We start from the raw sequence: 24652 nt of genomic DNA on the forward strand, positions 1-24652 counted from the left end.
TTGATTCTGCGAAATGGTTGAGGCTAACTTAGATGTCTGATATCTATCAAACTTTATTTATTATCAAATATACCGAATAATCTAACTCCTTTCTATTTATGCAGTATTTTCTTAAAGAGTAGAAAGTCATGAAAAAGTTTCTTATTCTTCTCTTAATTCTTTTGGAAAACGATCAGAAACTAAATTCAATTGAATATTGTGTTCTAAATAAGCTTTCAAGCCCGCTAAAACCAAGGTAAAACCTTCGGTAGTATCTCTAATTTGGGCACACATCTCGTCTTGCTTTCCTTGAATTCCGTTGTAGGTTATGGTAACAAAGGTTTTACTTTCTCCTAAATCGTTAAATTCCCATTCTGCTATGGCTTTTTCATCATCTCCCCATTGGATTACAATGGATTCGTTTGGCTTTATAGAAAGCACTTTAACGGTAACGGTATGGTTGCCGTACATTTCCCAAATCCAATCAATCGATTTGCCTTCTTCCAGTTTTCCAGATGCACTTGTAAACCAAAATTGAGTCGTGATTTCGGGATTAATAAAGGCTTGAAATACATCGAATACTGGTTTTCTAATTAGCATCGCTGCCTCGGCATAAGAAGTGTTGTCTAGAGTCATGTTGTGTTGATTTTATAAATTAATTCGCATGTGGTAATGTTGAATGCCTACTTCTACAAAAGGGTCATCATAAATTTCAAAACCTAAGCTGAGGTAGAAAGGGACAGCATTGTCTCTGGCGTGGCATATGACTTCTTTAATCCCTTTGGATTTAGAAAAAGCAATTAATTCTTTTACTAATAGTTTGCCAACTCCTTTTCCTTGCTGATTGGTTTCTACTGCCATTTGCATTAGCTGCGTTTTGGTTTGCTCTGGATTTAAAGGTACCAAGACAACGCAACCAATTACAGTTTCATTTTCAACGGCGACAAAATGCCATGATTTTTCATCGTGCATTTCCCAAGCATGATCTGGAACACCTATAGGTCTCAATAAAATTTTGTTTCGTAATTCTTGTTCTAAGGGGTAAAAGGGATGTTTAGTGTCAATTAATGCTATGGAAATCATTGTGTTTTTCTATTTAGAGTATAATTATTTTTATTTCTTTTTAAATATTTTTTTAAAAATTAAAACGAGAGCCAAAGCAACAATACCCGCTAGTAAGCCCACGATAAATTCTTTTACAAAATCAGGAACACCATTTAGAAAATGATGTAAGGGTTCGATTTTATGTGCAAATATTCCACCAGCTACTAATAGTAAGGCGATTGTGCCTACAAATGCTAATGTTTTGATGACTTTTGGTAACCCTTGAATTAATAGATCCCCTAATAATTGCGCGATAGTACTTTCTCTTTTTCTTATGGCAACTCCTGCATCGTCCATTCGAACTATAAGAGTAACAATTCCGTAAACGCCTACGGTTGCTAGGAACGAAATGAAGGTAACTACAATAATTTGTCCTAAAATAGGTTTGCCCATAACGGTTCCTAAAGCAATTATCACGATTTCTATTGATAATATGAAATCAGTTACAATAGCTGATTTTATTTTGTCTTTTTCAAGAATGAGGATTTCCTCTTGGGTTAGCGGTTGTGTTTCAATTTTGTTTTCCGTTTGATTATGAGGAACAACGTATTCGTATATTTTTTCTACACCTTCGTAGGCTAAATAAAATGCACCTAATAGTAGAATAACAGTAATTACAATAGGAGCAAAAGCACTTAATAAAAAGGCAAAAGGCAAAATGATTAACTTATTCAATAAAGATCCTTTTGTGATGGCCCATAAAACAGGGATTTCTCTTGAAGAAACAAAGCCTGATGCCTTCTCTGCATTAACAGCTAAATCATCGCCTAATATTCCCGCTGTTTTTTTGGTAGCAACTTTACTCATCAAAGCGACGTCATCCATAAGTGCTGCAATATCATCTAAAAGGGCAAAAAATCCTGAGGCCATATATCTATTGGTTTATTATTATTATTATTAGTATTGAGAAAAATTTATAAGCTGTTTTAAATGCAATTTCTAAATTGAGCTATTTATATTGATCTAAATTCGAGCGAATTGCATAAATAATTTCAGTATAATTTTCAAATATATCGGGCGAAATAATTTCTTGTTCGCCATTAGTCAAATGTATAGCACTTAAATGATAACCGTCGCTTACCAGTCCACTTTCGACCTTTTGTTGGATTTTAATTCTTTCAATATTTAAAATGGCATCATAAAGTAATGTTTTACTAGTAGTAAAGAATAAATATTTGATTACAATTTTATCATTATAAACATGTATCGTTTGTAAAGTAAGAATTGAAATAATTTGAATAATCAATATAATACTAATTAGTATTCCAATCCAAAAAGGAGCATATTCAAAATTAAATCTTCCGTTTTCCATTATTGACATTTGCAAAAACTTTATCGACATGGTGATTCCAACTATAAGTCCAATAGTAACTCGTGCCCAATACATTTGTCTGAATTTCGAACTAACATTCATTTTTAATTCCGTTTGATGTTTGGTTATTTATTATTTCTTGTGATTTTTTTTCGAAAATTTACTAAAGTTTTTTTTTAATAAAAAACACAAATATCTTCCAATTCTTTTCTTTTTATATCTGGAACCCAACATTCCTCTGCAGGATAACCCACTGGAATTAATAAAAAAGGTTTTTCGTTTTCGGGGCGATTTAGGATTTTGGTGATGAAATTCATGGGGCTTGGTGTGTGTGTTAAAGAAACTAAACCAGCATCATGGATAGCGGCCAATAAAAAACCGCAAGCTAAGCCTACACTTTCCTGTACGTAATAATTATTTTTCTTTTTTCCTTCATCGTCAAATTCATAAATGCGTCTAAAAACAATAATGATATAGGGAGCAGTTTCTAAAAAGGGTTTATGCCAATCGGTTCCTAAAGGTTTCAAATCGTCAAGCCATTCGCTTGACATTCGAGATTCATAACTTTGAAGTTCTTCCTCTTCGGCAGCGATGCGTATTTGTTTTTTAATTTCAGGATTTTCGACTACACAAAAAGTCCAAGGCTGTTTGTGTGCACCAGATGGAGCAGTGGAAGCAGTTTTGATTATGGTTTCGATTACTTCACGAGCTACAGGAAAATTTGAAAATCCTCTAACTGAGCGTCTTGTATCCATGAATTCGTAAAAAGATTTAGCGCGTTCTAGTATTGCTTTATCTTCTAAAATGGGTTTGCTATAAGCAATATAAGGATAATCTTCTATGATTTTTTTAATAGGCATTTTCAAATATTTGTATTCTCAAATATAATTAAATTTATTGGGGAGTACTGCAAATGAGTTGCTATTTAGGGACAAAAAAAATCCCAATGTTGGGATTTTATCTAATGTGTTTTTTGATTGATTTTATGTTGCTAGTTCTTTATTTTTGACTAAATGTTTTTTGTACCAAACGGCAGCTAAATTGGCTACTTCTATTAGTTTTTCGGGTTCTGCAAAAAGATGACTGGCACCAGGAACTATTTTCATTTCTTTTATAGCTTCCAATTCATCAAAAGCAATTTTATTCATTTCAATTACAGGCACATCCATACCGCCTACAATTAATAAGGTGGGTGCTGTTACTTGATGTAGTACTCCCAAAGCTAAATCTGGTCGGCCACCTCGAGATACTACAGATTGTATTAGATTTCCAAAATAAGCGGCCGCTCGTAATGCAGATGCAGCTCCTGTACTGGCACCAAAATAACCGATAGGCATGTTTTTTACATAAGAATAGGTCATAAGCCATTCTGTGGTTTCAATCAAGCGACCCGCCAGTAAATCAATATTGAACCTATTTCGATACACTTCGTCTTCTTCTAAGGTAAGTAAATCAAATAATAAAGTTCCTATATTTTGCTTTTGTAGTAGTTCCGCAACCATTCTGTTTCTAGGACTCAATCGGCTACTACCGCTTCCATGAGAAAAGACAACAATTCCAATTGCATTTTCAGGAATGACTAAATCCCCTTTCAGTGTCACTGAAGTCAAAGGGATATTTATTTCTAATTTCTTCATGATTTTAAATTTTAAAATGAATAATTAGTAGGTCTTGATTCTTTATTGATTTGGGGCGGTAACCTGTAGCATTTGTATTACTTCTTCGTCTTTGACTGGATTAAATTCTTGATAAAATTCACCTACAGCTCTAAAGTTGTGAGGGGCTAGTATGTAAACTAATTCATCAGCATATTGTTCAAAAATGGGTATTGTATCATAAGGTAAAACGGGAACAGCAACAATTATTTTAGAAGGCTTCTTTTTTCGCAACATGGCAATACTGGCTAGGAGTGTATTTCCTGTAGCAATTCCATCATCAACTAGAATTACATTTTTTCTGTTAATATCAAGGGGTTTGTTATTGCCTCTATATAGCTTGTATTTTTCCGCTAGTAATTGGCGTAATCGTATAGTTTCATTATGAATATAACTGTCAGAAACACTTATTTGATCATCTATAATCACAGAGTCTAATGCTATCGCGCCTATAGCAAATTCCTTGTTGTTAGGATGCCCTATCTTTTTTGAAAGTATGATGTCTAAAGGAAGTTGTAGTTTTTTAGCAATTGCATAACCTATAGGCACACCACCCCTTGGTACAGCCAAAACAATAGCATTGCTATGACTGTATTTTTTTAATTTATCTTTTAGCATTAATGCAGCTTCTAATCGATCTTTAAACATATACTAAATTATTAGAATACTAAATTCAATCTATATAAATATACTGATTTTCAGCTGTTTAAAGAAATAAATCGCGCTATTTTGTTTTTGAAAAGAAGAAATTATTTTTTATTTTTAAAAAAATTGTTTTTTTTGGAGGGAACCTACTATTAAAATGAATTATAGTAATTAATTTCTGTACTTTTTGAAAAACCAAACTTTTAATAGATCGGCTGTAATGATATAAGTCGCCACAATTAGAAGCATGAGTACTAAATTAAATAAAGGAAGTGGCGATAGTCCAATTTTATCAGCGAAGGGAATGTAGGGTAAAGCAATCGTTATTAGTAATCCTAAGACACTAAGTATGAAAAGGTATTTTCCAGGTTTACTTTTAAAAAAGTTTTTATGAGTTCGAATGATAAATAAAATAAACAACTCTGTGAGTATGGACTCGATAAACCACGCAGTTTGAAAAGCGGATTCTTTTACTTTTAGAATATAAAAAAGAATAAGAAAAGTAATTACATCAAAGATGGAGCTATGTATCCCAAAAATAATCATGTAGTTTCTTATAAATTTGAGATTCCATTTACCAGGTTTTCTTAATTGCTCTTGGTCTACATTGTCAGATGCAATAGTTAGGTACGGAAAATCAGTAATAAAGTTTGTTAGCAAAATCTGTTTGGGCAACATGGGGAGGAACGGCAATAAAAGGGAAGCGATTGCTACACTAAACATATTTCCAAAAGTGGAACCCGTATTTATGAAAATGTATTTTAAAGTATTAGCAAAAGTTTTTCTACCTTCCTTAATACCATCTATAATTACGGTTAAATCTTTTTCCATTAGTACAAAGTCTGCTGCCTCTCGTGCTACATCCACTGCATTCTCTACAGAAATCCCAACATCGGCAACATTAATTGCTGATACATCATTGATGCCGTCGCCCATATACGCTACAGTATACGTCTTTCTTAAAGCTTGAATAATTCGTTCTTTTTGTTGTGGTTCTACTTCGGCAAAAATGTGTGTTTTTTTTACTAATTGTTTTAAGGCCTCGGGACTTATTTTATATAGCTCTTGTCCGGTGATTATTACAGGATTTTTTATACCAATCTTTAGTGCTGTAGATTTAGATACATTTTTATTATCCCCTGAAATAATTTTTAGATTAACCTGTAGTTTTTTTAATTTTTCAATTGCCTCAGTTATCCCTTCTTTTATAGGATCTTCCAGTAAAATGAATCCTGCAAATACCATAGCAGTTTCATCTTCTTTTGTAATTGTACTTGCCTCTATGTTTTTATAGCAAATACCAATAGCTCTCAATGCATTGATACCATATTGTTCAAAGTTTTTTTCTATTTCAGCTTTATGTTGTTCTAGATTTTCAATATTGCCGTTTGGTAAACGCATAGTGGAGCAAATGGAAATAATTTGGTTAAAGGCTCCTTTACTAATTAATAAAGTGTCATTCTTAGTAATTATTGCTATACTTAATCGTTTACGGATGAAATCATAGGGAATTTCCCCAGTTTTTATGGGAGTAATTTTAGAATCGATTATTAATTCTTTTAAGGCATCATCCATGGGATTTGAATATCCTGTTTCAAAAGTGGCATTCCAATACCCAATTTCTTTCACAAATTCACATTCATTTCCTAGACTATCTACTGTTCCTACTACTTTAATAGTACCTTCAGTGATGGTTCCTGTTTTGTCTGTACATAATAAATTTACTTCTCCTAAATTTTGAATTGAAGTGAGCTTTTTTACTATAACTTTTTTAGACAACATTCTTTGTGCGCCTGCACTCATAGCGATTGTGGTAATTGCAGGTAGTAATTCAGGGGCCATTCCTACGGCTAAAGCCAAAGCAAATAAGGCGGACTCTATCACGTTTTTATGATACAATAAATTAACTATTAAAATAAAAAGAGACAATACCAGCGTAATTTTCATTAGAAAAAAACCAAAATCTTTTATTCCTTTTTCAAATTTGGTCTCAACGGTGGTGTTGGCATTTTTAGTGATCGTGCCAAAGATGGTGTTGGATCCCGTGTTAATTACTAATGCCTTAGCAGTGCCACTTACAATACTGGTTCCTTCCCATAGCGAATTTGTTCTTTTAGCAATTTCAGTGTTTTCATCAAGAACTCCTATTTCTTTTGCGGTAGGATAGGATTCTCCAGTAAGGCTAGCTTCATTAGTGTGTAATTCATTTGCTTCAATAATTAAACAATCTGCAGGTAGCATATCTCCAGCTTTTAAAATAATAATATCTCCTGGGACAATAGTGGAGCTAAAAATGTCTTGTACGATTCCGTCTCGGATTACGCTGCATTTTAAAGCAATTAAAGATTGTAATTTATCGACAATACGTCCTGCATTTCTTTCCTGGAAAAAACTCAATAAACCAGTAGATAATACAATAAATAGGATTATAAAAACATCTGAGGTATCACCTAGAAAGGCTGATAAAATAACCGCTCCAATTAGTAGTAGCATTAGCGGACTTTTAAATTGTCCTGTCAATAGAAAGAAATCCTTACTAAATACTGATTCTTTTTTTATATTATGTCCCGCTTGAAGAGACACTTGCTCTGCTAAATTTTTGGGCAAGCCGTTAGGGGAACTGTTTAATTTATCATACCAATATGTAGTGTCAAATTGCCAAAAACTATTTGGTACTGCTGTTTTCATAGCGTCAGTTCTTATTTATACCATTGTCATAAATTAATAAAAGGAGGCTGTAAAACGTTTTTTTTGTCTAATAAAATAGTTTCATTTTTAACACTATTCTTAGATTATTAAAACAGTCTAGTATCAAAGTTAGCTAAAAAAAAGAAGCACTGTTTTAAATATGCAATAGGTTTATTGTACTTGTATTTTTTGTTTAAATTTACTTTCAAAGAATTACAAGTAAATGGCATTATTAGAAAGAATTAATATGAGAGCTAAAGCAAAGCAAAATACTGGTTTTGGTACTAATGCAAGTAGCTATGGAGGACGTTTTGTAAATAAAAATGGTTCGGCAAACATTGAGAAACGAGGTATGCATGCTTTGCATCGCATCAGTTGGTATCATACTATGATAGAAATGTCAGCGTGGAAATTCATGGCTATTATTTTGTCCTTCTATATCAGTATTAATTTTGTTTTTGCGGCCATTTATTATGGAATTGGCGTTGAACACCTTGACGGAATTGCTTTATCAGATAATAAGTGGGAACAATTTGGAAAAGCTTATTTCTTTAGTGCGCAAACCTTTACGACTGTTGGTTATGGCCATATAAGTCCTACTGGTTTCTTAACTAGTGCACTTTCTGCAGCCGAAGCGCTTATTGGCTTGTTGAGTTTTGCTATTGCGACGGGATTGTTCTTCGGTAGATTTAGTAGACCAACTGCTTTTCTTAAATTTTCGCATAATGCAGTTATCGCTCCGTATGATGATATCAAAGGTTTAATGATACGGTTAACTCCTTTTAAAAATACTAATTTTAGTGATGCCGAAGCTCAAATTACATTGGGAATGAATATTGAGGAGAATGGGAAAATGGTAAATCGATTTTATTCTCTTGATCTTGAACTGCAAAAAATAAGTGCACTAAATTTAAGCTGGACCTTGGTTCACCCTATTACTGAAGATAGTCCACTCTATAATTTTACGAAAGAAGATTATGCCAATTTGCGTGGTGAAATTTTGGTTTATATTAAAACTTTTGATGATATGTTTAGTAATACAGTTGCCATCCGTACTTCATATACTTTTGATGAAGTCGTTTATGGTGCTAAGTTCGAGTCTATGTATTTTAGAAGTATCGATAATTCTAAAACAGTTTTGAATTTAGAAAAGTTGAATGCATTTCAATTGGTTGATATGGAATAATTGTTTTTCTTATTTATTTAATTTTTTAAGCTATATTTGTTTATTAAATTTCAATAAATGATAAACAATGTAAAAAATGTTTTTAGTATAAAAGATTTAGAAAATCTTTCAGGTATTAAAGCGCATACAATTCGCATTTGGGAAAAGAGGTATAACGTTTTACAGCCAATGCGTACGGATACTAATATTAGATTGTATGATTTAGCTAGTTTGCAAAAGCTATTAAATATTACTTTGTTACATGATCACGGCTATAAAATTTCTAAAATCGCGGCCTATTCTGAAGAAAAAATCCCATCACTTGTACGCGAAATAACTTCTTCTAAAAATGCTAAAAATCATGCAATCAGTGCTTTTAAAATGGCAATGATGAATTTCGATCAAGAGCTTTTTTTTAATACATACAATTGGTTAATAGCCGAGAAGTCATTTAAAGAAGTTTTCCATCAAGTATTTATTCCCCTTATGAATGAACTGGGTTTGTTATGGCAAACAGATACTATTTCTCCTGCACATGAGCATTTTATCAGCTATTTAATAAAACAAAAATTAGTTATAAATATTGAAAAAGTGCAAACGCAAAAACCTTCTAAAACGGATAAGGTTTTTGTCTTATCTCTTCCAATGAATGAAATACATGAATTAGGTTTAATGTATATCAACTATGAAATAGTACTACAGGGTTATAAAGCAATCTATCTTGGTGAGAGTATGCCAATAGAAAACTTGAAGGACCTCAAAAAACATTTTGAATCAATAGTCTTTTTATCTTATTTCACTGTACAACCAGAGCGTAACATAGTTAATGAATATGTTGACGAAATGATAACTCAGTTACTTGACGAGAATACGTCACTTTGGTATATTGGTCGACTAGCAGAATTTATCCATATGGAAAAGCGTGATGATAAAGTTGTTGTTTTTAATTCTATTTCAGATTTAGTAGATAAAATTTAATATTTTGTTTAAACATTTTGTATATTTGCTAAACAAATGAAAAAGAAAATTACAATTATAGGTTCGGGTTTCGCTGCATTGTCTGCTTCTTGCTATTTAGCAAAAATGGGTCATCAGGTTGCCGTTTTTGAAAAGAATGCCTCGATAGGAGGTAGAGCTAGGCAGTTAAAAAAAGAAGGTTTTACCTTTGATATGGGACCAAGTTGGTACTGGATGCCTGATGTTTTTGATCGTTTTTTTGCCGATTTTGGAAAAAAAACTTCTGATTATTACGAGCTCATAAAACTTTCTCCAGCGTATCGCGTATATTATGGAGTGGATGATTTTATAGCTATAGCAGATAATCTAATCGAAATTGAAACTACTTTCGAAAAAATCGAAAAAGGAAGTGGCCAAATTTTAGATGACTTTATGATGGAAGCACAAAGCAATTATAATATTGCCATCAAAGATTTAGTATATCGTCCAGGAGTTTCACCACTTGAATTGGTGACTATGGAGACGGCAATGAAAGTGGGAGCCTTTTTTAGTAATATCAGTAAAGATATTCGCAAGAAATTCAAAAATGAAAAACTGATTCAAATTCTTGAATTTCCCGTTTTGTTCTTAGGAGCTAAACCGTCAGATACGCCTTCATTTTATAGTTTTATGAATTTTGCCGACTTTGGTCTTGGAACTTGGCATCCCAAAACAGGAATGTTTGACGTGGTTAAAGCAATGGAAAGTTTAGCACTTGAACTAGGGGTTACTTTTCATACCAATGCTAATATTGAAAAGATTATAGTCGAAGATAAAACGGCAAAAGCAATTGTTGTCAATGGCAAACGAATTGATTCAGATATTGTTTTAAGTGGTGCTGATTATCATCATACCGAAACTTTACTAGATAAGGAACATAGAGCCTATTCAGCAAAATATTGGAAAAGTCGAGTTTTTGCACCTTCGTCACTATTGTTCTATGTGGGTTTTAATAAAAAAATAAAAAACATTTCACATCATGCTTTATTTTTTGATGTAGATTTTAAGCAACATGCAGCTGATATTTATGACAAACCACAATGGCCTAAAGAACCTTTGTTTTATGCTAATTTCCCTTCGCTGACTGATAAAACAGCAGCGCCAGAAGGAATGGAAACGGGTTTTTTCTTGATACCATTGGCGCCTGGAATAGAAGATACAGAAGAATTAAGGGAGGAATATTTTGATAAAATTATGGATCGTTTTGAACGCGTAACACAGCAAAGCATTAAAAAAAATATTATATTTAAGGAATCCTTTTGCAAAAATGATTTTGTATCTGAGTACAATTCATACAAAGGCAATGCCTACGGAATGGCAAATACTTTATTGCAAACGGCTTTTTTAAGACCAAAATTAAAAAGTAAAAAAGTAAACAATCTCTATTTTACAGGGCAATTAACTGTTCCAGGACCTGGAGTTCCACCTGCACTAATTTCCGGAAAATTAGTATCTGAGTTAATAGAAAAGCAAATTAAAGAATACTATTATGAAGCAATTATTTGATGATGTCTCTTTCAAATGCAGTAAGCTAGTTACTAAAAACTATAGTACTTCATTTTCATTGGCGGTATATATGCTGTCACCAAGTATCAGAGATGCTATTTATAGTATTTACGGCTTTGTGCGCTTTGCTGATGAAATTGTAGATTCTTTTCATGGTTTTGATAAAGAGGATTTAATTAATGATTTTGAAAAAGAATATTATAAATCCTATAAATCTGGAATTAGTTTAAACCCTATTTTGAATTCTTTTCAACATACCGTAAAAGAATATAATATTACAGATGATTTGATTCAGGCTTTCTTGAAGAGCATGAAACTCGATTTAGTAAAATCGGATTATGACACTCAAGATGAATATGAAGACTACATTTACGGTTCCGCTGATGTGGTAGGTTTAATGTGTCTCAAAGTTTTTGTCAAAGGAAATAATATTCGTTATGAGCAATTAAAAGTCGAAGCCATGCGATTGGGATCTGCTTTCCAAAAAGTGAATTTCCTTCGAGATTTAAAAGACGATAATTTGGTTTTAAACCGTAATTATTTCCCTGGTGTTGACTTAAAATCTTTTGACGAAAAAGCCAAAACGGCTATTATTAAAGAAATTGAAGAGGATTTTGCAATTGCTTACCAAGGGATTGTAAAATTGCCTATCGAAGCTAAATTTGGTGTTTATACTGCCTTTGTGTATTATAAAAAACTACTCAAAAAGCTAAAAAACACCCCTTGTCACGAGATTGGGAATGCCAGAATCCGAGTTTCTAATTATACGAAAGCGGGACTTCTAGCCCAATCATTTGTAACCTATAAATTGAAATTAGTCTAGTACTTTTAAATAAAAAAACAATGATCTCTTTTTTAATTTTTATATGTGTTTTTCTCATTATGGAATGCGTCACTTGGCTCACACACAAGTATGTTATGCATGGTTTGATGTGGTATTTTCACGAAGATCATCATCAGCCAAAATATGCACATCCATTTGAACGCAACGATATTTTCTTTATCATTTTTGCTGTACCTAGCATTGTTCTTTTTTATTATGGAGTTGAAGGCGGAATCAATTATTTATTCTTCATAGGCCTAGGAATTACCGCTTACGGGTTTTGCTATTTCATGATTCATGATGTCTTAATACATCAACGTTTCAAGTGGTTCAAAAACACTAAAAATAAATACTTGGTTGGATTGCGAAAAGCCCATAAAGTACACCACAAACATCTTGGAAAGGAAGAAGGAGAGTGTTTTGGAATGTTATTTGTCCCTTTCAAATATTACAAAATGTAAAATTATTTGGGCGTGACCCGTTTTTTGATTAAACTCATATAAGAATAATTTAAAACCTTTTTCGAATATACCTGACAGCCTCTGGCTGTCCTCTTTTAATTTCAAATATCACGCAACCCAGTTTATATCCCAAGAATAGTTTAAAAACACCACTACCATGAAACTCTATAAAAAAGAATCAGTTCAACACGTCAATGCAAGTATCGAAGAATGTTGGGCTTTTTTTTCCAGTCCAAAAAACCTTCAAAAAATCACACCTGAAGCCATGGGTTTTCAAATCACTGATTACGATGGGAAAAGTATGTATCCAGGCCAAATCATTCAATATAAAGTTTCGCCATTAGCGGGAATTAAAATTGCTTGGGTAACCGAAATTACAAAGGTAGAAGACTATAGTTATTTCATAGACGAACAACGTTTTGGACCTTATGCGTTTTGGCACCACAAACATTTTTTTGAAGCTACAGAAAATGGGGTAAAAATGACTGACGTGGTGCATTATGGATTGCCTTTAGGAATCTTAGGACGTATCATGAATACCTTAGTCGTAAAAGCAAAACTAACAGAGATTTTTGCTCATAGAGAAAAAATGGTAGACCAACTTTTTAATTCAAAATAATGACCAAGCTATCGGTAGCTTTTTTTTGGTTTCGTCGGGACTTGCGTTTAGAAGATAATGTAGGTCTGTTTCATGCGTTACAATCTCATTTTCCTGTAATTCCATTGTTTATTTTTGATGATGCAATTTTAGATAGTTTACCTAATGATGATGCGAGAGTGGGTTTTATTTACGAATCACTTGCAAAGATTAATTCAAAACTCCATGAATCAGGAAGTTCTCTTTTAATAAAGAAAGGACCTACAGCATCAGTTTGGCAATCGTTAATTCAAGAATTTGATATCAAAGAGGTATTTTATAATAAAGATTACGAGCCTTATGCTATAAAGCGTGATCTGGCAATTTCTGAAATTTTAAACTCTAATTATACCATTACCAGTTTTTTTAAAGACCAAGTGATTTTTGAAGAATTGGAAATCACCAAATCCGATGGTTTGCCTTATACGGTTTACACACCCTATAAAAATAAATGGTTAGAAAAATACAAAGTAAACGCTCCAGTAACGGAATTTGATGCTTCCCTTTACTATTCTAATTTTTATAAAAGCAATTTTGATTTTCCAACTTTGGAACAAATTGGGTTTATAGAAAGTACTATAAAAGTAAAGCCACACAATCTCACGCAAATTTCTAATTATCACGAAACCCGAGATTTTCCAGCGATAGATAGCACCTCTTATTTATCACCTCATTTGCGTTTTGGAACTATTAGCATTCGAAAATTAGTCAATTGGGCTGTACGTAAAAATGATGTTTTTTTGAGTGAACTCATTTGGCGAGAGTTTTTCATGCAAATCCTTTATAGTTTCCCAAAAGTGATGGATCATAATTTCAAATCGGCTTATGATGGTATCCAGTGGCGTAATAATGAAGAAGATTTCAAACGCTGGTGCACTGGTACTACAGGTTATCCCATGGTGGATGCAGGAATGCGTCAGCTGAATGAAACGGGGTACATGCACAATCGTGTTCGTATGGTGGTGGCGAGTTTTTTGTGTAAACATTTATTAATTCAGTGGCAATGGGGCGAAGCTTATTTTGCCGAAAAGTTGTTGGATTATGAACTATCTGCTAATGTAGGAAACTGGCAATGGGCAGCTGGTACGGGTTGCGATGCTGCACCTTATTTTAGAGTATTCAATCCTGAAATTCAATTGAAAAAGTTTGACGAAAAAGGGATTTACATTCGTAAATGGATTCCTGAATTCGATTTAGGATACGGAGCGCCTATGGTAGAACATGCTATGGCGAGAGACAGAGCGATTGCGACTTATAAGGCAGGAATATTGAAGTGATTTTTATTAAACATATAAGTCATATAAGTTTTTTGAATTGTAAATAAAGTTAAAACCATTATGGAGTTAAGTTTCATATAGCTTTTTCAGCTTAATTTCACTTAATTTCTTAATGGTTAAAAAGCTTATATGTTAAATATTTAACGAATTAACTTCGCTAACATTCCCTTAAAAATAAACCCATGAAAAGGCAAAACAGAATACCAATATAATTTTCCCCAAATACCTCTAGGTCTAAACGTAGCAGATTGATACAAGGTGGTTCCAATTATTTTGAATTCTAGCCAAGCTTCTCCCGGGAGTTTCATTTCGGCAAAAAGAATTAATTTCCCTTCTGATTTATTAGCATACAAAACCCTCCAAAAATCCAGTGCATCGCCAGCATGGATGTCGTGTTTATTAGTTCGTCCTCTTCTAGAACCTACACCACCATACAATTTATCAATAAATCCACGCAATCCCCACAACCAATCGCCATAATACCATCCTGTTTCTCCACCAATGGACCAAATTTGGTGAATGGTATAGGCCCGATTTATAATTTCCATTTTGCGTCTGTCTATAAAACAGTCTTTTTTGGGTACTTGTAGATATTCTGAAATATTACTATTAAATCGACCACTGATTAAGGAATCTTTCCAACTCGAAGCTACTTTATCTTCATCAACTTTTATTAATGCTCGTGAAAGTGCCTGTTCGTAGGACATGGGTTTTACCTGAAGCAGTTCGTTAATTTTTGTATCTCTACAAATCACTTCTACTTTCATGCTACTCACTAAAGCGCTCGCTAATTTATAAGAAGTTGAGGTGACGAAATAAAGCCAGTAGGAGGAGAGTTTTGGAGTCATTACTGGGACGGTGAAAATCCAGCGTTTTAGTTTTTTTGCTTTGGCGAAAGCCAACAACATTTCTTTATAAGTCAAAATATCGGGACCACCTATATCAAAACTTTGATTGTAAGTGACGGGGTTTAACAGTGATTTAGATAAAAAATCGAGTACATCATTGATGGCAATAGGTTGGCATTTGGTATTAAGCCATTTGGGCGTAATCATTACTGGAAGTTTATTGACTAAATCCCTAATGATTTCGAACGAGGCACTTCCAGAACCAACGATAATTCCAGCACGCAAAGTGGTAAGGGCGAAAGTTCCTGAGCTTAGAATATTTTCTACATTTTTTCTAGAAGATAAATGTTTAGAAAGTGATTTGTCATTTACAATACCGCTCAAGTAAATCACTTGTTTGGCATGGGTGGTATTTATTTTAGTCACAAAATTTTCAGCCGAAGCTTGTTCTAACTCATCATAATTATCAGCAGAACTTGACATCGAATGAATCAGGTAATAGGCCGCATCAATGTCATTAGGAATGTTGTTTAGTGTTTCTTTTTTTAGAAAATCAACTTCAATAACTTCGATGTTTTTTATTAATTCAATTGGAACATAGAACCTGTTTTTATCTCTTACACAACAGATTATATCGTGACCTTGTGCTACTAAAATGGGTAATAGTCGCTTCCCGATATAACCTGTTGCGCCTGTTAAGAGAATTTTCATAGTTTTTGTTTAAATTAACTTAATTTATTAGAAATCAAGCTGATAAATTCTTTTCTAGTTTTATTTTTTTCAAATGCACCTGTAAAAGAGGAAGTAGTTGTGAAAGAATTTTGTTTTTGAATGCCACGCATTTGCATGCACATGTGTTGTGCTTCAATGACTACCGCAACACCTAATGGTTCTAATGCTTCTTGAATACAATCTTTAATTTGGTCAGTCAATCGTTCTTGAACTTGCATTCTACGGGCATATGCATCTACAATTCTAGGAATTTTACTAAGTCCTACAATTTTTCCGTTTGGAATATAAGCTACGTGTGCTTTTCCAAAAAAAGGGAGCATATGATGTTCACACATAGAATATACTTCGATATTTTTCACCACAATCATTTGGCTATGGTCTTCCGTAAACAATGCCGATTTTAATATTTCTAATGGGTCAATTGCGTATCCATGAGTCAAAAACTGCATGGCTTTAGCGACACGTTCGGGTGTTTTTTCAAGACCTTCTCTAGTAACGTCTTCCCCTAAACCGTGAATTATTGTTTTGTAATTGGCTGCTAATACATTCGTTGTTTCAGCATCATACTGTTCTGTTTTTTCGTAACTTTTCATTTCTTTAATCATGCGATTGTTATTTTATAGGGGAGTCATTATATTTTAAAAGTTACTATTCCATAATCCATTTCAAAGACTTGACCTGAAATGGATTTTGCTTTTTCAGACAGTAGAAAATCTGCCATATCACCCACTTCTTCGGGTTTAAGGTATCCTTTCATAGGGTGTCGTTCTACCATATTTTCCTTCATTCGGTCATTTCGTAAAATCCCTGCTGATAGCGATGTTTCGGTAATCGTGGGAGCAATGGCATTGATGCGTACTACCGAGGCCAACTCAGCTCCCAACGATTTAACTAATCCCTCCACTCCCGCCTTAGCTGTTGCTATACTGGCGTGAAATGGCATTCCCAGTTTTGCAGCAACTGTACTAAATAAGAGTATGGATGGATTTGTTCCCTTTTTTAAAACAGGTAAATAGTTTTGAATGACTTTTACTGCTCCAATTACATTAATTTCAAAGTCATTTCTAAAATCTTCGATACTTAAACTACCAATTGGTTTTAAATTAATGGAACCAGGGCAGTAGATTATTGTGTCAATTTTTTCTATTTGTGGAAGTGCATCATTTAAAACATCTAGAGGATAATGTATCAAATTTGGGTGTGAAATTTCAGGAGTACTTCTACTAATGTTATATATAGTATTTTGTTCTAATTGTTGTAAAAGAATGGCGTTTCCTATGCCTTTGCTGCCACCAATGATTAGTATGTTTTTCATTTAAAATAAGTTTTTAAATCTATCTTTTTGAAATTTTATTATTGCTAATGTTTCTTTGTCTGTTGCATTTAAAACGACCTTCTTGAAAATCACGTAATTTTTCATGTTTTGTTTTCCTGCCTTGCACGCGTTCACGCCACATTTTAAAACTCGACGCTTTCATTTCTTGTCGCATTAAGTCAATCACTTCTTGTTCTTTTAAACCAAATTGAATTTGAATTGCTTCAAATGTGGTTCGATCTTCCCATGCCATTTCAATGATTCGATCAATTTCTATTTCTGCTAGAATTAATTTCACGATTAGTATTTTTTATATTGATTGACTACAATAGTTGCTTTTAGATCAAACATTAAATTATACAAGCCAAAGAAAGTCCTGTTCATATAGATGAAATGTTTAGAACCTCTATTGCCATTCATTTTTCTAAGATTAGTATCTTTTGAAAATCGTTCTCCTAATTGGGCAATGTTTTCAAAAAATTCTTCATCTGAAAAGTCGAAAGTTTCTGTTTGGAACGGTTTGGTAAACAGCGATAATAAATCGTAAAACATTTGAGTGAAATACACAATTTCTTCTTTAGAATCATCGGTTCTTAATATTTCTAATTCAAATAGTTTTTTTTCAAATAGTACTTTGTTGTCTATTACTTCTTTGTTAATCAATTCAAAATAAGGAATGTAAAATTCATTTGGTATTTGCTTCATGCAACCAAAATCAAGTGCTACCAATTGATTTTTATCATTCACCAAGAAATTTCCAGGATGTGGATCAGCATGTACTTTTTTTAGAATGTGGATTTGATACATATAGAAATCCCATAATGCTTGTCCTAGCTTATTGGCAATCTCAGGATTCGCATTTTTAAATTCAGATAAATGAACACCCGTCATCCAATCCATCGTAATAATTTTCTCTGATGAAAACTCTGGGTAGTAATTTGGAAAAACTAAATTGTCAATTTTTTCACAAGCTGCAACTACTTCTTGACTTTGTTGTAGTTCTAACAAATAGTTAGTTTCTTCAATCAGTTTGTCTTCTACTTCCTTAAAGTATTTATCGGAGTCTTTTCCTTGAAGATTAAACATTCTTATAGCGATTGGCTTTACCAACGCCAAATCCGATGAGATACTGTTGGCTACTCCAGGATACTGAATTTTCACAGCGAGTTTTTTATTATCTTTTACTGCTAAATGTACTTGTCCGATACTCGCCGCATTTACTGAAGTAGAATTAAACTCATCAAAAATCTCGTATGGTGTTTTTCCGAAATTAGTTTTAAATGTTTTCAAAACTAATGGCGCAGAAAGTGGTGGAACAGAAAATTGAGACAAAGAAAATTTCTCTACATAGGCTTGAGGCAAGAAACTTTTATCCATACTTAACATTTGCGCTACTTTAAGTGCACTTCCTTTTAGGCTTTTTAAACCATCATATATGTCTTCGGCATTGTCTTCATTTAATTTGTCACGTGTCAAATCGGAATTCACCATTTTTTCGCCGTAATATTTTAAATAGTTAACGCCTACTTTAGCACCAGTTTGCACCAGTTTCGTCGCTCTTTCTATTTTTGAGGTTGGGATATAATCAATTGTTTTCATTTATTTGGTTTGTATTTTTTCTTTAAAAATAAATTTTCCAAAATCGATTAGTGATTCAATAGGGCTGATATTCATTAATTCAAAAGTGGCTTTAACCGATTTCTCAATGAAAATATCTGTCTTTTCAAAAGCAGGAGAGGAATCATCCAACCAAAATTTTAGCGTCATCAATAATTGAATCCAAGACCCTTCGGTAATTGCTTTTTCTTGATATTGCTGTGCTTTTTCGTTTTTAATACGATATTCATCAGTGATAATTGTAGTTACGTATTCCTTGAAAGCAACTCTTAATTCTGATAATTGCATCAAATTTTTTAACTGATTTTGGTGTTCTTTCAAACTCATAACGACATAAGAACGATTAGCAGCTAATAATTCGAAGAAAGTAAAATAAAAACTAAGCATTTTACTTTTCATATCATAGGTTTCGTATTCTTTGTTTTTGTGTAAAAGTTCAACCGTTTTTTGCAGAAATAACACATATATTTCTTTTTCGATTCCTTCTAGAGTTCCAAAAAAGGCGTAAAATTCAGTTTCTGAATATCCATTTAATTTCATAAATTGATAAACTGATTTTGGCTTTTCATTATTTTCCAATGTATAATCCATATACATAGAAACTATCTTGTCTTTGCTAAGTGTTGCTTTTTTAGTTGCCATTTTTTTGAAAATTTCAAATTAGAGTATAAAGATATGTATTGTTTAATGAAATATTGTTAAAGTTAAACAAAAATTTATTTTGTACATTTGTTTTATTATAAAATCATTAAAGTTGAACTGCCATGAAAAAAAATGTTTTGATATCAGGAGGTACTGGATTTATTGGACGGCATATGACCCATTTATTAATCGATAAAGGATTTACAGTTTCTATTTTAAGCAGAGGGAAAAAGGAGAATGTAACCAATATTTTTTATTATACTTGGGATGTTACAAATCAGAAAATAGAAGAGGAAGCAGTTCTTAATGCTGATTATATAATTCATCTTGCTGGAGAAAACATTGCCGAAAAAAGATGGACAAAAAAAAGGAAAGAGGAAATTATCGATAGTAGGGAAAAATCAATTCAATTGATTTATTCCGTTCTAAAAAAGAATAATAAAATACCCGAAGCATTTGTTTCTGCCTCAGCAGTTGGTATTTATGGAGCGATAAACGGGAGAGCTATTTGTACTGAAAAAACAACTGAGGCAAATGATTTCTTGGGAGTTACCTGTAAAAAATGGGAGGCTGCAGCGGATCGTGTTGGAAATTTAGGGATTCGGACTGTGAAAATTCGTACTGGTTTAGTATTGGGTAAAAATGATGGTTTTTTAAATAAGTTAATTCCGCTGTTTAAATGGAATTTAGGTGCCGCTTTAGGCTCAGGGGAACAATATATGCCTTGGATTCATATTAGTGATCTTTGTAGAATATATCTAGAAGCTATTACTAACCTTAAAATGGAAGGGCCATATAATGCGGCTATCAATGACGATACAACCAATGCTATTTTTTCGAAAACCTTAGCTAAGCTATGCGGTCACTCTCTTTGGCTGCCTAATATTCCTGCATTTGTATTAAAAATAATGATGGGGGAAATGGCTAAGATTGTTTTGACTGGTAGAAGGGTTTCTTCAGATAAAATAGAAAGTACTGGCTTTTATTTCGAGCATAAAAATTTAGAAGAAACGATAAAAATTTGTTTGCCTTAACAGTATTATTGTATAACAGAATATAGTGTAATAGTAACTTCTTTAGAAATTTTATTTCTCACGATATAGGGAATAGCAATATTGAAGTCATCTGTGTTTATTGTAAAATTGGATTGTAGTTCTAAACCTTTACCTAGTTTTTTGATTTTAGCAGGCACTCTTATGTTTTTTGATTTGCCGTGGATAGTTATTTTCCCACTTATGTAATATACATTCGTATGAAAATCAATATTTTTTATTTCGAATTTTTCAATTACACCTTTAAAAGTTGCTTTTGGATATTTTTTACTTTCTAAATAATTAGCATTAAAATGCTCTTCCATTAAACTTCTTTGAAAGTGGAACATATTAATATAAACGACAAACGATACTTGACCTTTTTTTGTGTTTAAATAGGAATTTACGGTCTCGTTTTTTGCTTCTACATTTTCAAAAAAAGGTACTGATGCCTCAAAGGAAATGATTCCGTTTGTAGAAGTCATTTTTTCTTGAGCATGTAGGTTGGTTGCTATAAACAAAGCGAGTAAGAGTAGCGTTTTTTTCATAGGTTTTGTCCTATATTGTTCTACTTAAAGTTACGAAAAATCAGCCGAATTTAGACTATATTCAAATGGTTAATTGGTGAGAAATAGGAACTAAATTGATTTTAATATTCTGAAAAGTAAAAGAAAAATAATTACAAACGGTTAAGTGTTTGTAATCAGTTAATTAGCTTAGTTCGATTTGAACATTGTATTTTTCCAAACTTGCTAATGTTTCTATAGAGCTATAATTAAACACCTCTTCATGACGATTTTTTTCCTTTTTTAAGGAGATTTGTTTCAAACAATTACAAAAACGACGCACTTCCTCTAAATTGGAAAGGATAAGACCTGGAACTTTTGCATTTGCTCCATGTTTATCTTTAGAAACCATCGTAAAATAAGAAGAATTACAATGATTAACAGTTCCTGTTTGAATGTTTTCAGACTCTACTCGAATTCCTATAATCATGGAGCTTTTACCTACATAATTGACACTTGCCTTCATAGTGACTAATTCACCAACTTCTATAGGTCTTAGAAAATCTACGGTATCTACTGATGCTGTTACACAATAATTTCCTGAAAATTTAGATGCGCAAGCAAAGGCAATTTGATCGAGTAAAGAAAGGATATAGCCACCATGTATTTTACCACTAAAGTTTGTGTGCGATGGAAGCATTAATTCAGAAATTGTAATATCTGATGATGCGACTGTTTTGAAAGTATTATGCATGTTTTATTTAATTTTAAAAGGGGAGGTTTCTTTCTTGACTTCTACAATGTAATACTTAGTATCACCCCACCAAGGAAATGTTTTGTAACGTTCGATATACGATACTTTTACATATTGTCCTTCCATCTCTTGCAAATCTGTAATTACTTTTTTGTCTTTGTCTAAAACTGAAAATGCGAATATTTGAGCACCTGAAATGCCTTGACTAATTTCTCCTTCCCAAGTTTTGAAAACCATTCCTTTATGACTAAATTTAATTAACTCACCAGATCGAACACCTTCGCTATAGGTTGCGTAGTATAAAAAAGTAAAATAACTAATGATTGATAGTATGATTACTGCCACAAGAATGCCTAAAAATTTTTTCATTTTTTCTAGTTTAATAGTTGATTTTCGTCTTTTTCAGCTCTATTTATGATGCTTTCTGGAAGTGACTTTTTAGCTTTGGCTCCCATTTTTTTCAATTTCTCTACACTGGTAATCAAGTTCCCTTTTCCTTCTACTAATTTATTCATGGCACCACTATATTCCGTTTTACTTTCGTCAATTTTTTTACCAATTTTAATTAAATCAGCAACAAAACCTTCAAATTTGTCATATAGTGCTCCCGCTTGACGCGCAATTTCAAAAGCATTTTCTTGTTGTTTTTGGTTGGCCCACATACTGTCAATAGTACGTAAGGTTGCAAGTAAAGTAGCTGGTGTTACGATAACAATGTTTTTTTCGAATGCTTTGTTGTACAAGGTATTGTCTTCATTCAGCGCCATGGCAAAAGCAGGTTCAATTGGGATAAATAGCAGTACAAAGTCGGGGCTTTCTATTTGGTATAAATCTTGATAATTTTTATTGCCTAATTGTTCTACATGGCGTTTTATGGAATTGACATGTTCTTTTAAATAACCAATTTTTAAATCATCCTCTTCTTCGTTAATGTATTTTTCATAAGCAGTCAAAGAAACCTTAGAATCGACTATCATTTTTTTGCCATCAGGGAGATTGATTACAACATCAGGGAAAACACGATTTCCTTCCTCCGTAGTAAAAGCTTGTTGTACTTCATATTCACGACCTTTTTCCAATCCTGATTTTTCAAGTACACGCTCCAAAACGAGTTCGCCCCAGTTCCCTTGCATTTTGCTGTCACCCTTTAAGGCTTTGGTCAAATTGATGGTTTCCTTGCTCATTTGAATATTCATTTCACGTAAGCCCAGAATTTGTTGGCGTAAAGCCGCATGATAATCAATACTTTCTTTGTGGGTATCTTCGACTTTTTTCTCAAATAATTGAATTTTATCTTGCAAAGGAGACAAGATGTTTTTCATATTTTCCTTGTTCTGTTCTGTAAATTTATTGGATTTTTCGTCTAATATTTTATTTGCCAGATTCTCAAATTCTTTGGTGAATTTTTCTTGTAGTTTTTCTACTTCTTCTTTTTGTTCTTTATTACGTTCCCAAAGATTTTCGAAATCCACTTCTTTTTTCGAAAGCTGAATCGCTAAACTGTCTTTTTCATTTCGAATGGTTTCTTTTTCTAGCGAACTAGTTTGAAGTTGTTTTTCGAATATAGTACGATCATTTAAATATTGTTCTTTCTGTTGGTCAAAGTGAGAATTTAAAGCAATCAGTTTTTCTTCTAAACTGATTTTTTCAGACTGAAAGCGAGCGGAGAAAATGAGTTTTCCTATGAAGACTCCTATAGCAAGGGCAATAATAAATAGAAACAAAAAAGGAAGCATATTTAACATGAAAGGTTTTTTTTATGAATAGTAAAAGTAGCAAAAGATGGGTGAGATTCCTAAAAATTGATATCAGACAATTTAAAAATGTATTTTTGCATAAAATAGTTCAAATAGTATGCCCCACCAACACTTTATCCTCCACAAACCCTACGGTTATTTAAGTCAGTTTATTTATGAGTTGAAAAGAAAAAAGAAACTTTTAGGGGAATTGTACGATTTTCCATTAGGGACTATGGCAATTGGTCGTTTAGATGAAGATTCAGAAGGACTTTTGTTACTGACTACTGATGGTAAGATGAGCGAAATGATACGATCAAAAAAAGTAGATAAAGAATATTATGTACAAGTGGACGGTGTAATCACTCAGAGCGCCGTTGACCTGATGAAAGAAGGGGTAGAAATAGGTTTCAACGGGACAAAATACATTACTAAAAAATGCAATGCCAGTTTGATTCATGAAGTACCTAATTTTGGACTTAGAGGGAAAAAAATTCGTGACGAACGTCATGGTCCAACTTCTTGGGCTTCGATCACGGTCAATGAAGGAAAGTTTAGACAAGTACGTAAAATGACTGCTGCTGTAGGTTTTCCTACTTTAAGATTGGTTCGTGTTCGTATAGGGAATGTACATCTTGACAACTTACAATCTGGTGATGTAATAGAAGTCTCCGATTTTAATACCGAAGATTAATACTTTAATCTTTTAAATCTTTTAATTTTTAAATCTTTAAATAATTACTAATGTTGAACATTGTTTTAGTTGAGCCCGAAATACCTAATAATACTGGAAACATTGGCCGTTTGTGTGTAGGAACGGAAAGTCGTTTGCATTTAGTTCATCCTTTTGGATTTGTAATTAATGATAAAAATTTAAAACGCTCGGGACTTGATTATTGGGTACATCTTGATGTAACGCAATATCAAAATGTAGCCGAATGGAAGTCAATAGTTCCAGATTCATCAAGAGTTTTCTTAATGAGTTCACATGCCCCGAAATCGTATTTGGATATTGATTTTCAAGATGGTGATTGGTTGGTTTTTGGAAAAGAAAGTAAGGGATTGAGTAAAGAAGTTTTGGCCCAATTCGAGAATCATTTAAAAATTCCGATGTCAACAAATATCCGTAGTTTCAACATTGCCAATTCAGTAGCATTTGTAATTGGCGAAGCCAAAAGGCAAATTCAATTAAAGTAATAGCAGCAATATAGATTCTAATTATC

28 protein-coding genes are annotated in these 24652 nt (G+C 32.8%); 10 read left to right on the plus strand and 18 right to left on the minus strand.

Annotated features, from left to right (window positions below; genetic code table 11):
* Window positions 1-141: 141 nt before the first annotated feature.
* From AB3G33_RS07940 to mgtA, 8 genes are all read right to left on the minus strand, one after another.
* Window positions 142-615 (minus strand): SRPBCC family protein, encoded by a 474-nt coding sequence (locus tag AB3G33_RS07940; protein ID WP_367773954.1) that lies wholly within the window; start codon window positions 613-615, stop codon window positions 142-144.
* Between the two features lie 12 nt (window positions 616-627).
* Window positions 628-1062 (minus strand): GNAT family N-acetyltransferase, encoded by a 435-nt coding sequence (locus AB3G33_RS07945; RefSeq protein WP_367773957.1) that lies wholly within the window; start codon window positions 1060-1062, stop codon window positions 628-630.
* 30 nt (window positions 1063-1092) lie between these two features.
* On the minus strand, window positions 1093-1953 hold the full coding sequence (locus tag AB3G33_RS07950; RefSeq protein ID WP_367773960.1) for a DUF808 domain-containing protein: 861 nt from the start codon (window positions 1951-1953) through the stop codon (window positions 1093-1095).
* 79 nt (window positions 1954-2032) lie between these two features.
* On the minus strand, window positions 2033-2497 hold the full coding sequence (locus tag AB3G33_RS07955; RefSeq protein WP_367773962.1) for a hypothetical protein: 465 nt from the start codon (window positions 2495-2497) through the stop codon (window positions 2033-2035).
* A 74-nt stretch (window positions 2498-2571) separates the two neighbouring features.
* A complete protein-coding gene (locus AB3G33_RS07960) occupies window positions 2572-3255 on the minus strand; it encodes a nitroreductase family protein (protein WP_367773964.1) in 684 nt (227 codons plus the stop codon).
* Between the two features lie 123 nt (window positions 3256-3378).
* Window positions 3379-4032 carry a dienelactone hydrolase family protein gene (locus tag AB3G33_RS07965; protein WP_367773967.1) on the minus strand — a complete coding sequence of 218 codons (654 nt, stop codon included), beginning with the start codon at window positions 4030-4032 and terminating at the stop codon, window positions 3379-3381.
* A gap of 42 nt (window positions 4033-4074) precedes the next feature.
* Window positions 4075-4698 (minus strand): phosphoribosyltransferase, encoded by a 624-nt coding sequence (locus AB3G33_RS07970; RefSeq protein WP_367773969.1) that lies wholly within the window; start codon window positions 4696-4698, stop codon window positions 4075-4077.
* Window positions 4699-4866: 168 nt separating this feature from the next.
* On the minus strand, window positions 4867-7383 hold the full coding sequence (gene mgtA, locus AB3G33_RS07975) for a magnesium-translocating P-type ATPase (RefSeq protein ID WP_367773972.1): 2517 nt from the start codon (window positions 7381-7383) through the stop codon (window positions 4867-4869).
* Between the two features lie 223 nt (window positions 7384-7606).
* Between mgtA and AB3G33_RS07980 the strand changes: the two genes are divergently transcribed.
* The 7 genes from AB3G33_RS07980 to AB3G33_RS08010 all read left to right on the plus strand — a co-directional run bounded on the left by AB3G33_RS07980 (window position 7607) and on the right by AB3G33_RS08010 (window position 14248).
* The gene (locus AB3G33_RS07980; RefSeq protein WP_367757686.1) at window positions 7607-8569 is read left to right on the plus strand and encodes an ion channel; all 963 of its coding nucleotides are present in this window, start codon (window positions 7607-7609) and stop codon (window positions 8567-8569) included.
* Window positions 8570-8626: 57 nt separating this feature from the next.
* Window positions 8627-9526, plus strand: coding sequence for a MerR family transcriptional regulator (locus AB3G33_RS07985; protein WP_367773975.1), 900 nt, complete (start codon window positions 8627-8629; stop codon window positions 9524-9526).
* A 36-nt stretch (window positions 9527-9562) separates the two neighbouring features.
* On the plus strand, window positions 9563-11050 hold the full coding sequence (locus AB3G33_RS07990) for a phytoene desaturase family protein (protein ID WP_367773978.1): 1488 nt from the start codon (window positions 9563-9565) through the stop codon (window positions 11048-11050).
* On the plus strand, window positions 11034-11873 hold the full coding sequence (locus tag AB3G33_RS07995; protein ID WP_367773980.1) for a phytoene/squalene synthase family protein: 840 nt from the start codon (window positions 11034-11036) through the stop codon (window positions 11871-11873). Before AB3G33_RS07990 ends, AB3G33_RS07995 begins: the two co-directional genes overlap by 17 nt.
* Window positions 11874-11893: 20 nt before the next feature.
* Window positions 11894-12334, plus strand: a complete 441-nt coding sequence (locus AB3G33_RS08000; RefSeq protein WP_367773984.1) for a carotene hydroxylase — start codon at window positions 11894-11896, stop codon at window positions 12332-12334.
* 157 nt (window positions 12335-12491) lie between these two features.
* On the plus strand, window positions 12492-12953 hold the full coding sequence (locus tag AB3G33_RS08005; RefSeq protein WP_367773987.1) for a hypothetical protein: 462 nt from the start codon (window positions 12492-12494) through the stop codon (window positions 12951-12953).
* Complete coding sequence (locus tag AB3G33_RS08010) at window positions 12953-14248, plus strand: deoxyribodipyrimidine photo-lyase (protein WP_367773990.1); 1296 nt, start codon at window positions 12953-12955, stop codon at window positions 14246-14248. Before AB3G33_RS08005 ends, AB3G33_RS08010 begins: the two co-directional genes overlap by 1 nt.
* Window positions 14249-14388: 140 nt before the next feature.
* Here the strand turns inward: AB3G33_RS08010 and AB3G33_RS08015 are convergent, their stop codons facing one another.
* The 6 genes from AB3G33_RS08015 to AB3G33_RS08040 are packed head-to-tail and all read right to left on the minus strand — an operon-like array spanning window position 14389 to window position 19402.
* Complete coding sequence (locus tag AB3G33_RS08015) at window positions 14389-15807, minus strand: SDR family oxidoreductase (RefSeq protein WP_367773993.1); 1419 nt, start codon at window positions 15805-15807, stop codon at window positions 14389-14391.
* Between the two features lie 14 nt (window positions 15808-15821).
* Complete coding sequence (gene folE / locus AB3G33_RS08020; RefSeq protein ID WP_367773997.1) at window positions 15822-16433, minus strand: GTP cyclohydrolase I FolE; 612 nt, start codon at window positions 16431-16433, stop codon at window positions 15822-15824.
* A gap of 26 nt (window positions 16434-16459) precedes the next feature.
* Window positions 16460-17143, minus strand: coding sequence for an SDR family NAD(P)-dependent oxidoreductase (locus AB3G33_RS08025; protein WP_367774000.1), 684 nt, complete (start codon window positions 17141-17143; stop codon window positions 16460-16462).
* Window positions 17144-17162: 19 nt separating this feature from the next.
* Window positions 17163-17396, minus strand: coding sequence for a TIGR03643 family protein (locus AB3G33_RS08030; protein ID WP_367774121.1), 234 nt, complete (start codon window positions 17394-17396; stop codon window positions 17163-17165).
* 47 nt (window positions 17397-17443) lie between these two features.
* A complete protein-coding gene (locus AB3G33_RS08035; RefSeq protein WP_367774003.1) occupies window positions 17444-18742 on the minus strand; it encodes an ABC1 kinase family protein in 1299 nt (432 codons plus the stop codon).
* Window positions 18743-19402, minus strand: a complete 660-nt coding sequence (locus AB3G33_RS08040) for a TetR family transcriptional regulator C-terminal domain-containing protein (RefSeq protein ID WP_367774006.1) — start codon at window positions 19400-19402, stop codon at window positions 18743-18745. It abuts the gene before it with no gap.
* Between the two features lie 122 nt (window positions 19403-19524).
* Between AB3G33_RS08040 and AB3G33_RS08045 the strand changes: the two genes are divergently transcribed.
* The gene (locus AB3G33_RS08045) at window positions 19525-20436 is read left to right on the plus strand and encodes a TIGR01777 family oxidoreductase (protein ID WP_367774009.1); all 912 of its coding nucleotides are present in this window, start codon (window positions 19525-19527) and stop codon (window positions 20434-20436) included.
* A 5-nt stretch (window positions 20437-20441) separates the two neighbouring features.
* Here AB3G33_RS08045 and AB3G33_RS08050 read toward each other — a convergent pair whose 3' ends face one another.
* From AB3G33_RS08050 to rmuC, 4 genes are all read right to left on the minus strand, one after another.
* Window positions 20442-20981, minus strand: coding sequence for a YceI family protein (locus tag AB3G33_RS08050; RefSeq protein WP_367774011.1), 540 nt, complete (start codon window positions 20979-20981; stop codon window positions 20442-20444).
* Window positions 20982-21144: 163 nt separating this feature from the next.
* On the minus strand, window positions 21145-21693 hold the full coding sequence (locus AB3G33_RS08055) for an acyl-CoA thioesterase (protein WP_367757715.1): 549 nt from the start codon (window positions 21691-21693) through the stop codon (window positions 21145-21147).
* 3 nt (window positions 21694-21696) lie between these two features.
* Window positions 21697-22062: a 6-phosphogluconate dehydrogenase gene (locus AB3G33_RS08060; RefSeq protein WP_367757717.1), complete on the minus strand. Its 366-nt coding sequence runs from the start codon at window positions 22060-22062 to the stop codon at window positions 21697-21699.
* Window positions 22063-22067: 5 nt separating this feature from the next.
* Window positions 22068-23438 (minus strand): DNA recombination protein RmuC, encoded by a 1371-nt coding sequence (gene rmuC, locus AB3G33_RS08065; protein ID WP_367774014.1) that lies wholly within the window; start codon window positions 23436-23438, stop codon window positions 22068-22070.
* 109 nt (window positions 23439-23547) lie between these two features.
* Between rmuC and AB3G33_RS08070 the strand changes: the two genes are divergently transcribed.
* Window positions 23548-24123 carry a pseudouridine synthase gene (locus tag AB3G33_RS08070; protein ID WP_367774017.1) on the plus strand — a complete coding sequence of 192 codons (576 nt, stop codon included), beginning with the start codon at window positions 23548-23550 and terminating at the stop codon, window positions 24121-24123.
* Between the two features lie 50 nt (window positions 24124-24173).
* On the plus strand, window positions 24174-24626 hold the full coding sequence (locus AB3G33_RS08075; RefSeq protein WP_367774020.1) for a tRNA (cytidine(34)-2'-O)-methyltransferase: 453 nt from the start codon (window positions 24174-24176) through the stop codon (window positions 24624-24626).
* Window positions 24627-24652 lie beyond the last annotated feature (26 nt).

The organism is Flavobacterium sp. WC2421 (assembly GCF_040822115.1).
In the GTDB taxonomy this organism is placed as follows: Bacteria; Bacteroidota; Bacteroidia; order Flavobacteriales; family Flavobacteriaceae; genus Flavobacterium.